This window comes from Coxiella endosymbiont of Ornithodoros amblus, from assembly GCF_019425495.1.
Classification (GTDB): Bacteria; Pseudomonadota; Gammaproteobacteria; order Coxiellales; family Coxiellaceae; genus Coxiella.
Map to the genome: position 1 here is coordinate 1 of NZ_VFIV01000059.1, position 8,039 is coordinate 8,039.

The window sequence follows — 8,039 nt, forward strand, 5'->3', positions numbered from 1 at the left end:
CGATTCTTTGTCTGTCAGTAGACGGCCCACGCACGGGAACGACGGACATCTTTTCAACCACTTGATATTCCCTCTTTACTTCGCCCCCTTAAGTTGAGCTCTAGGTGCCTGCGAGGGAATGACAAAATCTGAGACGCCCGTGACTTGTAGTAATAAGACGAATTATGCAGTGCGCATTGTTGTTCGGCTACCAGCTTCATTCGATAATAAACGCAACATCACCTCCTCAGTTAAATGCAAGGTTCCCGGAATATGAAAAAAACATAGGGGTCTCTTTTTTTCTGTATTTTGTCGCTTATTTTATTGTTTCTAATGCCTTCAGTATGGCTTGTCCTTCTATCACTAGCTTATGCTGAGCTCTAACTATATTTATTGAGTTTTTTTAGCAATTTTTTCTGAGCCTGAACACTCATTGTATTTAACGCGAAGATAACCCTAAATGGGTCCTAGTGTACGAGTTGCTTCATCTAAACATTTTAATCGTAACTTTCTATCTTTTTCATTTTCAAAAGATTGGTATAAAGTTAATTCCAATGGGGTTCAAAACCTTCAAATGAGGTAAAATTTTCCTGTTTTTTTCGTTCTCAGGTAAATGATCTTTAAAAATAATGGATCTGTTTCTCGAAGATGAGATCCAATAATTTCGTTGAGGACAGCTCTCGCAGATTTTGGTTTATGTTGCCATATGAGGATGTAAAGGGGGTTTATTTCACTTCCTGGGATGCTTTCTTTCGCTTGCTGTTTCATAAGGTTTTTATCTTTATTGCTCTTAATAAAGAGCGCCTTATCATTTTGAGGTTGTTAGAATAACCTTTTTCAGACTTCATTACGGTATCAATGAGTTTGAAATAGGCTTTTTCGTTTTCGGCAAAGGTACGCTCTAGTAAATGAAAAATTGTATTGTCACTTTCATCCGTAGTTTCCAGTGGGATTTCGCCTTTTTTTGGATATCTAAGCGAGGTCTATTATTTATTTTATTTATTAATGATAACGTAGATAACGTAGATAACGTAGGGAAGATCTCCTTTGAATAGCATAATGAATTAAGGTATTTCCAATATCATCTTGAGAGCTCACATCAACTTTAGATGACGAAAGCGCTTGTGCCTGAATTATTGGGTGACCACTTGACGAAGGAATTATATGCTTCAATCTCTTTTTCTTTCGATTCTCATTCAAAATAAATGCTGTAGTTGTTTTTCTGCTGGAGAAGAAGAGATTGAATTGGATTCGGGAGGCAGATTTTATTGAGTTTTACACTCGCTTTGAATTTCTTTGATAAATTTTTTGGTAATAAACTTGATAGTAACTTATTATCCTTTGATAGATGGCTATTAAGCTTGTTCCAATACATAAGGTGTATCTTTTTGAATCAGATTGGGACAAATTTGGTTGGCTACTAGAATCAAATTCAAAGAAATCGCGAATTTCCTGAATGCTTTCTTTAATAACGCGATCAAAAATGATATCAGAAAGTAATTTTGAATCAGTTTCGTTTAAATTATTATCTTGATTTTCGAGAATCGATAAATTAACTTCTGTTAGAGGAGAAGAAAAAATCCAAGATGAAGAGTGGTGGAACGTTCTAAAGCAGGCCATTATTTTTTAACTATCAATTAATTCAACATAATTAATTACGAACGTAAAAAATATCATACAACAAAAAGGAATTTTATATTGAAAAATAAGGTACGTAGCCTCTCGAGTTCTTTCTTGGTCGACACTCACTCCCTCTGTTAATAATAATCTAAGTAACTTAATTTTTTTCTTAGGTTTATTTGCTTTCACAAGATTAAATGTCAGTGTGTACGCAACAAATTTAATATTTTTTTGGTAGGCCTTAACTCAAAATCAGGCATAAAAATCTCCTTATTAGGTTGATAACTGTTAAAACCCAAATTTTCTCAGCCTTATCTCAGATGTAACAGACGTAAATAAGTGAGTTAGTTGTGGATATGTTGTTTATAATTATATTGATATAATAAAATGTCTAGATAGACATAATCAAAAACGAGAGAAATATTAAATCGATTTTTAAAAATAATTTAAGGCTTTTCTCCCAAAATGAATGACTTAAAATGCAACGATGACAGAAAAAATTAATCTTTTAAACTTAAGTGAACCTGAATTACAAGGATTTATCACATCCCAAGGTCAGCCATTATATCGTACTACGCAACTATTGCAATGGATTCATCAACGTGGAGTAACTGATTTTTCTTTAATGAGCGACCTCAGCAAATCGTTTCGACAACAGTTAAGTGAGGCGTTCTTCGTCCGCGTGTCGGAGCTTGCTTTAGAGCGCGTTTCGGCTGATGGAACCCACAAATGGCTCTTTCGATTAGCGGATAATAATAAAATTGAAACGGTTTTTATCCCAGATCGTAAACGGGGCACTTTATGCGTTTCCTCGCAAGTGGGCTGTGCTTTGAATTGCAGCTTTTGCGCGACAGGAAAAGAAGGCTTTAATCGCAATCTCACTTTGGCTGAAATTATCGGACAAGTGTGGTTAGCCACCCGGTTGTTAAAATCGCCTTATAAAATCACTAATGTCGTAATGATGGGAATGGGTGAGCCTTTACTTAATTACGAAGCGGTGGTTGCAGCGATGAATTTAATGATAAATGATCACGCTTATGGCTTATCTAAATACCGTGTGACGTTGAGTACCTCTGGCATAATGCCTGCTATGCGTCGTTTGCGCAAAGAAAGTCCGGTTTCTTTAGCTATTTCGTTACACGCACCTAACGATGCTTTGCGAAATGTGTTGGTTCCACTTAATAAAAAGTATTCGTTAGACCAGTTAATTCCTTTATGCCGAGATTATTATTCTCGAGGCAGTAAACGTTGCATCACGTTTGAATATGTGATGATCGAGGGGATGAACGATCGTTTGATTGATGCCGAGCAATTAATTCGTTTATTAGCCGACGTGCCGTGTAAAATTAATTTAATTCCCTTTAATTCTTTTCAAGGAACGGCTTATCGATGTTCGACAGAGTTAGCTATTTCCGCTTTTCAAAAATACCTAATTGATGCTGGTTTTAATACTCGAGTGCGACGAACAAGAGGGGATGATATTGCCGGTGCTTGTGGTCAATTGGCTGGCCAGTTTCATGATCGAACAGGGCGGCAGCAACGCTGGCTTCAAAAACAAGATCTCAATTTTAACCGTCCTATTCCTGGAATCAATCATTAGGGCCTGTTGACAATTCGCTACGCTGATTCAGCATTCGCTGATTTTCGAGCACCGCAGCACAGGAATCAACGGATTGTGATAAGCTGTGATAAGCATAGGTGTAGGAGAGGGGGCTTAGCAAAATTGCTTTCTTATTCCAGATACGCCAGGAGTCAGTTATAATGCCCATAAATACACCACCATAGGAATGCGACCAATGATGGAAAATGCGATCGATATGGAAATCAATCTCCCACGTTCAGAGAGCACTGCGAAGACACCCGGTACCCTCTTGCGCGAAGCTCGCCAGGCAAAGAATCTTCAGCAAAGCGACGTTGCGAAAGAGATACGGCTTAGCATTCAATGGGTAAAAGGTCTTGAGCAAGACGATTACTCCCGTGTCCCTGCATTAATTTACGTGCGTGGTTATTTACGTGCTTATGCCCGTTATGTTGGCATATCACCGGATGAGGTGATGGCTGCATTTAACGAAATGGGATTGGAGGAAGAGTTCGAGCGGGTAAAAGCCGAAGTAGAAAGACCTGTGAAACACCACGTGCTGCCGGTTGTTTTAAGACCGAAACAGATGATTAACGGCAAAATGCTTTGTTGGTGGTGGACTGCGGTTATTTTATTAGTAGCGTCGATCGCCTCTGTGGGCGTTTGGTGGCAGGGCAAAAAACATATTCTTGGGCAATTACAGTCAGTTATTTCTTCACCGAAAGAGAAATTGTCCTTAAAGCAAACGTTAGTCAATTCAGCGGATACTAATGGAACATCAATAAAAATTTGACGGAGCAACCTACGGCCATAAAATACAAGAATAAGATAACTTTTTCAGGAACTAATCATTGACGAAAAACATTCAAGCGATTCGGGGAATGAGCGATATCTTACCCGAAGAGATTCCTTATTGGTCTTCTCTGGAGAACGCTTGCCGTTCAGTGGTATCTGCTTATCATTATCGTGAGATTCGTTTCCCCGTCGTTGAACAAACGGTTCTTTTTAAGCGCACGATCGGGGAAGCCACCGATATTGTTGAAAAAGAAATGTATACCTTTACCGATCGCAACGGCGATAGCCTTACTTTGCGCCCGGAAGGAACAGCGGGCTGTGTGCGGGCCGGCATTCAAAACGGCTTACTTTATAATCAAATTCAGCGTTTGTGGTATTTAGGGCCAATGTTTCGCCATGAGCGTCCACAAAAAGGACGTTATCGCCAGTTTTATCAGCTCGGCGTTGAAACTTATGGGATGGCAGGAGCGCCCATTGAAGCCGAGTTGATTTTTATGTGTTTGCGCTTATGGAAAGCGCTGGGTTTGGAATCTTGTATTCATCTCGAATTAAATACGCTGGGTACGTTTGACTCGCGAAATGCTTACCGGCGATCATTGGTCAGCTATTTGCAATCGCGTGAAAAGGAGCTGGACGAAGGTAGCCGGCGGCGTTTGCACACGAATCCCTTACGGATTTTAGACAGTAAAAATCCCGAGCTACAACCGCTCCTTGCAGAAGCACCCAAGCTAATCGATTATCTGGATGAGACATCGCGACACTATTTTGATCAATTGCGAAGAGTGTTGGATCAAGCAGAAGTGCCTTTTATCGTGAATCCCACATTAGTTCGAGGATTAGACTATTATACGCACACTGTTTTTGAATGGGTAACTGATCAACTGGCGACGCAAGGTACTGTTTGTGCGGGTGGCCGCTATGATAACCTCGTCGAGTTGTTAGGCGGCAAGTCAACGCCGGCCGCGGGGTTTGCTGCAGGATTAGAGCGATTAGTGTTATTATTACGTGCGGCGCGAGAATATCTCGACAAGATCGATATTTACGTCGTTATAGAAGGGGAAGCAGTAATTCAAGAAGGGCTTTTGATGACGGAACAGCTTCGCAACGTATTGCCTGAATGGGTCGTCGAGGTTGATTTGACTGGCAGCAGTTTAAAAAGTCAGTTTAAACGGGCCGATAAAAGTGGGGCTAAATGGGCAGTTGTTATCGGTGAAGAAGAAATAAAAAAGAATACAGTGACGTTAAAACATTTGCGAGAAACAGTGCCGCAAAAGAGTTTAACGCGAGATACCTTAATTTCTTATTTAAAATCCGAAGGCTGAAAATAAAAAGTCAGGTGAAACAATGACAGAACTTCTTTCCGATCAAGAACAAATTGAAATGATAAAAAAATGGTGGCGCGTTATGGTCGTCTTATTGCTCTTGTTATCGTTATTGGTTTATTGATTGGATTTGGATGGCGGTATTGGTGTCATCATCAATTAGAGAAAACAGAACGCGCTTCTGCACTTTATATGCAATTGCAAATATTGGCTTCACAAAATTCGTGGGATAAAACGAAGCCGTTAACGGACCGACTGATTAAGGATTATGGTAAAACTCCTTATGCAACGATGGCCTCATTCTTAAAATGTAAAAAGAGCGGTTGAGCAAAATCATTTACCGTCTGCATTGGATCAGTTGCAGTGGGTTATGAAAAATGCCACTATTCCGGATTTAAAACAATTAGCGCGCTTGCGAGCAAGTCGAATTTTATTAGCCGAGACTCGCCCGAAAGCCGCTTTGAATTTATTGCAAACGGTTGATGATCAGGCTTTATCAGCCGCTGGTGGACGAAATTAAAGGCGATATTTACGCAGCCATTGGAAATCACGAGTCGGCTAAACAATTTTACGAAACCGCACAAAAGAGTATGAAAGCGATGGGAATTAACGACCCCTATTTAACAATGAAAATTTCGGAATAAAAATACCCCGGGGGCAGGCCGCGGGGAGTAAATTTAAAATTTCTTCATCTGATGGCCCTCTTTCCGTTTTCGGAGGGGACAGTTGGAGGAATGAAGGGAGAGAACCTCAATGCTTCCAGTCATTGCCATCGTTGGGCGACCAAACGTCGGAAAGTCCACATTATTTAATTACTTAACTAAAAGTCGGGCTGCATTAGTGGCTGATGTCTTAGGTGTTACGCGTGATCGTCAATACGGTGAAACCACTATTGATTCTCAGCGTCTTTTACTGGTCGATACAGGCGGCTTGGTCGATAGAGAAAATAAAGAAGTAGCGCCACTGGCAGAAACGCAGGCTGAGCAGGCAATTGATGAATCCGATTGCATTTTATTTTTAGTGGACGCGAAGTCAGGGTTAGTTCCCGCTGATGAAATCATTGCCGAACAATTACGCAAAAAAGGGAAAAAAATTTTTTTGGCCATAAATAAAGTTGATCGAGCAAGAGCGGCGGTTGTACAAAGCGATTTTTATAAATTGGGATTTAGTGAACCTCACGTTATTGCTGCCACGAGCGGGCGAGGCGTGAAGTATTTAATGACTCAAATTTTAAAAAATTTGCCTGAGAAAAAAGAAGTTATTGAAAAAGAAGTCGACATTAAAATCGCTATGATTGGTCGTCCCAATGTCGGAAAATCCACACTTATTAATCGACTATTGGGCGAAGAACGGGTTATTGTTTACGATCAGCCGGGAACCACTCGCGATAGTATTTATATCCCTTTTACCCGCGACGACGAAAATTATACGTTGATTGACACAGCAGGTATTTGCCGGCGCAGTAAAATACAAGATTATGTTGAAAAATTTTCAATAATTAAATCATTACAGGTGATGCATAGAGCGGATGTAGTTATTTTTGTATTAGATGCTCGTCAAGGCGTGACTGAACAGGATTTGCGGTTATTAAATCGGATTGTTGAAGCTGGAGTGTCCTTGATCATTGCTGTAAATAAATGGGATGGCCTAAAAATAGAAAAGCGTGACAATGTGCGCAATGCTATCGATCGACGTATGCCGTTCGTTGATTTTGCGCGTCGTTATTTTATTTCCGCACTCCATGGAACTGGTATAGGCAAATTATTTCGAGCAATTCAGGAATCTTATCAATCCATCCAACAGGAATTAACGACAGCTCAGCTGACCAGGGCCTTGGAAAAAGCCGTAGCGGAACATGAACCTCCTTTAGTTAAAGGTCATCGAATTCGCTTACGTTACGCGCACTTAGGTGGTCGCCACCCGTTAACAATTGTAGTACATGGCAAGCAAACAAAATCATTGCCAAAATCCTATTCTCGCTACCTCTCCAATTATTTTCGAAAAACATTCAATTTCATCGGCGTTCCCATCCATGTCAAACTGAAAACTGATCTAAATCCTTATGAGGACCAGGAGGAGCGTTAGAGAGCACGAAATTCGTTTATTTAGATTCTTCTCATAGTAGCACTTTTGAATCCTGGTGAACCGAGTGATTTCTATCTAGGCGGCGAAATTAATAACTTACTGTTTATTATAACATAACTATTTTCATGACAGGATTTTTTTTTAACGCCGTTATTGTTGGCGTGATTTCTTATAAATGTCTCGATTTAAGAAGTCTTGCATTTTAAGGAAGTCAGCCCTCAGTGTTGGGTTGTTTTAAATAAAAATGGCACTCAAGGGATTCTATAGCTGCCGATCTGAGTTCCAGCCAACGCCGGCTGGTAAAAAAGAGTTTAAACGAGCATGGGTGGGTGGTGACTCCCTTTTATTTTTTATTACTATTTCCGACAACCTACTCTGGGTTGTGCTAAAAGTTCGAAACGTAACCGGTCAATTCAAATTTATGGTGTTTGAAAAGTGTTATGATACTAGCTCTGTAGCGCTAGCAGTATAGAAGGCTGTACGATTATCTGTGATTAATTAAACTAATCAATTAACTAAGGTCCTATATACGATATGAGCGCAGCGAAATACGGGGGCGATAGACGAGATCATTATTTTCCCGTATTCTGCTTTGCTCCATACGTATAGGCCCTGGGTTGTTGTGTCAACAATCAGTTTTGACGAAAAGAACGTATATG

The 8,039-nt window shown here is 40.1% G+C and carries 3 protein-coding genes and 2 pseudogenes; all 5 read left to right on the forward strand.

Annotated elements, in window-relative coordinates; all coding sequences use genetic code 11:
• The first annotated feature begins 2,086 nt into the window (after positions 1 to 2,086).
• Positions 2,087 to 3,199, forward strand: a complete 1,113-nt coding sequence (gene rlmN / locus FIV31_RS06595) for a dual-specificity RNA methyltransferase RlmN (protein ID WP_280124222.1) — start codon at positions 2,087 to 2,089, stop codon at positions 3,197 to 3,199.
• Between the two features lie 217 nt (positions 3,200 to 3,416).
• Positions 3,417 to 4,033, forward strand: a pseudogene (locus tag FIV31_RS06600) (helix-turn-helix domain-containing protein).
• On the forward strand, positions 4,030 to 5,295 hold the full coding sequence (gene hisS, locus FIV31_RS06605) for a histidine--tRNA ligase (protein WP_280124223.1): 1,266 nt from the start codon (positions 4,030 to 4,032) through the stop codon (positions 5,293 to 5,295). Before FIV31_RS06600 ends, hisS begins: the two are co-directional and overlap by 4 nt.
• Positions 5,296 to 5,317: 22 nt before the next feature.
• Positions 5,318 to 5,939: pseudogene (locus FIV31_RS06610) on the forward strand (YfgM family protein).
• A 109-nt stretch (positions 5,940 to 6,048) separates the two neighbouring features.
• Positions 6,049 to 7,380, forward strand: a complete 1,332-nt coding sequence (gene der / locus FIV31_RS06615; protein ID WP_280124224.1) for a ribosome biogenesis GTPase Der — start codon at positions 6,049 to 6,051, stop codon at positions 7,378 to 7,380.
• The last annotated feature ends 659 nt before the right edge of the window (positions 7,381 to 8,039 follow it).

Excerpts from the sequence above, each read along its gene's own strand:
- rlmN (WP_280124222.1), top strand. The coding sequence starts at position 2,087 with ATGACAGAAAAAATTAATCTTTTAAACTTAAGTGAACCTGAATTACAA.
- der (WP_280124224.1), top strand. The coding sequence starts at position 6,049 with ATGCTTCCAGTCATTGCCATCGTTGGGCGACCAAACGTCGGAAAGTCC.